This window comes from Mesorhizobium sp. M0800, assembly GCF_040320095.1.
Taxonomy (GTDB): Bacteria; Pseudomonadota; Alphaproteobacteria; order Rhizobiales; family Rhizobiaceae; genus Mesorhizobium.
Genome location: NZ_JAMYOZ010000074.1, coordinates 1 through 1845, shown reverse-complemented (window position 1 = coordinate 1845; position 1845 = coordinate 1). Strand labels below are relative to the sequence as shown.

The window sequence follows — 1845 nt, the reverse complement described above, 5'->3', positions numbered from 1 at the left end:
CAAAATTGTCCCACTTTCTGAGGGGGTTGAAAGAGGTGGGACAAAAATGGCCAAAAAATCCAATTAAATCAACGGCCACAAAAGCCAATGGTGGGCCCGGAGGGACTCGAACCCCCAACCAAGCGGTTATGAGCCGCCGGCTCTAACCATTGAGCTACAGGCCCCACGGCGCTGGATTAGTGTTTTTCCCTGAACCGCACAAGGCTTTCCGAGGGCTTTCCGAGCAGGCGTTCCAAGGGGGCTGGCAGAGATCGCCCAAATCAGCCCATATTGATAACCTATTGCACGTCGCCCATTGGACGCCGGCCAACACTCGGCTGTCTTGGGATCCCAGATCGAGGAGATTTCATGACCAGACGTATTTTGCCCCTGGCGATTGCCGCCGCAATCGCGTTTCCGGCGATCGCGGCCGCCGCCGATTCGCCACCGCCGCCGCGTATCGTCGTCACCGGTGAAGGCGAGGCGGCGATAGCACCCGATCTGGCTCTGCTGACGCTCAGCGTCATGCGCGAAGCCAAGACGGCACGTGCAGCGCTCGATGCCAATAACGACGCCATGGCCGCAGTGATCGCTGCCATGAAATCGTCCGGCATCAAGGAGCGCGACCTGCAGACCGCGGGCATCCAGATCAATCCGCGCTATAACTACACCAATAAGCCCGACGGCAGCCAGGAGGCCGAGCTTGTCGCCTACCAGGTGACCAACACGCTTTCGGTGCGCATCCGCGACATCGACAAGACCGGCGACATTCTTGATAAGGCGGTGTCGCTCGGCGTCAACCAGGGCGGCGGCATCTCCTTCTCCAACGACGATCCGGCGGCAGCCGTCACCGAGGCGCGCAAGAAGGCCGTCGCGAATGCCACGGCCAAGGCCAAGACGCTGGCCGAAGCGGCCGGCGTCGGCATCGGCCGGGTCCTCGAAATCACCGACCAGAATTTCGCACCACCGCCGATGCCGATCAACGCCAAGGCATTCGATGCCGCCGGCGCGTCGGTCCCGGTGCAAGCCGGCGAAAATTCCTATACCGCACAGGTGACGGTGACTTTCGAATTGAAGTAGTCGTCGATCGCATGAAAAACCCCGGAGGATCGATCCTCCGGGGTTTTTCGAGCCGCGCCCTTCCGTTCTGGCGGAAAGGGACTCCGCTACTCTACCGGCTGAAAAATCGCCGGCCGCAAAGCTCCGACGGGCTTAGCGATAGATGATCGGACAACCGCGCTCGTTGGCGAATACGATCACGACGCGGTCGCCATACTGGCGGCCGGCGACCTTGACCGTGCGGCGGTTGATGTCGATGATGCGGGCGCGGTGCAGGCCCATGCGTTCGGCCTTGTCAATAGCACGCTCCGGCGAACAGGACCGGCGCCAGCCGCCATGACGGCGGTGTTCGCGATAGTAACCATCATCTTCGTCGCCGGTATAGACGCCGACGCGCGGATCCTGGTTGTTGCCGAAGCCGAGATAGATGCTGTCAGCATGAGCGGGGATGGCAGCAAGCGTGCCAAGGCCGACAAGAGCCGAAAGAGCCGCCGTCTTGATGGTGTTGAACATTGTCTTCTCTCCTTGTTGAGGGTTTCCACCCGTTTTCGTCGAACCTATGGGAGGAGAATGCACCCGCCTGTCTGAATTTTTTGCGAACCGGCTATTCATCCCCCGTTCATGCGGCAAGAATGGGCCAGCCGTTAGTCTCTCCGTTTCTGGAACCGTTCTATGCAGGGCAGATGGGGAACGTACCCTTTTGCCATGATGGGGTGGACGGCGCCCGACGGCATCGGATGTGCCAGAATGAGTTCGTTGAGATCTCAAACAAGGGAGCCGTCCGTGGAACACCTTATCCGTATTGGC

The 1845-nt window shown here is 60.3% G+C and carries 2 protein-coding genes and 1 tRNA gene; 1 reads left to right on the top strand and 2 read right to left on the bottom strand.

The window, feature by feature from the left end:
• Positions 1-88: 88 nt before the first annotated feature.
• Positions 89-164: transfer RNA gene (locus NKI18_RS33245), tRNA-Ile, on the bottom strand.
• Between the two features lie 184 nt (positions 165-348).
• Here NKI18_RS33245 and NKI18_RS33240 point away from each other — a divergent pair.
• The gene (locus NKI18_RS33240; RefSeq protein WP_352457554.1) at positions 349-1059 is read left to right on the top strand and encodes an SIMPL domain-containing protein; all 711 of its coding nucleotides are present in this window, start codon (positions 349-351) and stop codon (positions 1057-1059) included.
• Positions 1060-1191: 132 nt separating this feature from the next.
• On the opposite strand, the gene NKI18_RS33235 is transcribed toward NKI18_RS33240, so the two are convergent.
• Positions 1192-1551 carry a hypothetical protein gene (locus NKI18_RS33235; RefSeq protein ID WP_023678277.1) on the bottom strand — a complete coding sequence of 120 codons (360 nt, stop codon included), beginning with the start codon at positions 1549-1551 and terminating at the stop codon, positions 1192-1194.
• Between the last annotated feature and the right edge of the window lie 294 nt (positions 1552-1845).

Bases quoted from the DNA above. Each gene is read 5' to 3' on its own strand.
- NKI18_RS33235 (WP_023678277.1), bottom strand. From the start codon at position 1,551: ATGTTCAACACCATCAAGACGGCGGCTCTTTCGGCTCTTGTCGGCCTT.
- NKI18_RS33240 (WP_352457554.1), top strand. From the start codon at position 349: ATGACCAGACGTATTTTGCCCCTGGCGATTGCCGCCGCAATCGCGTTT.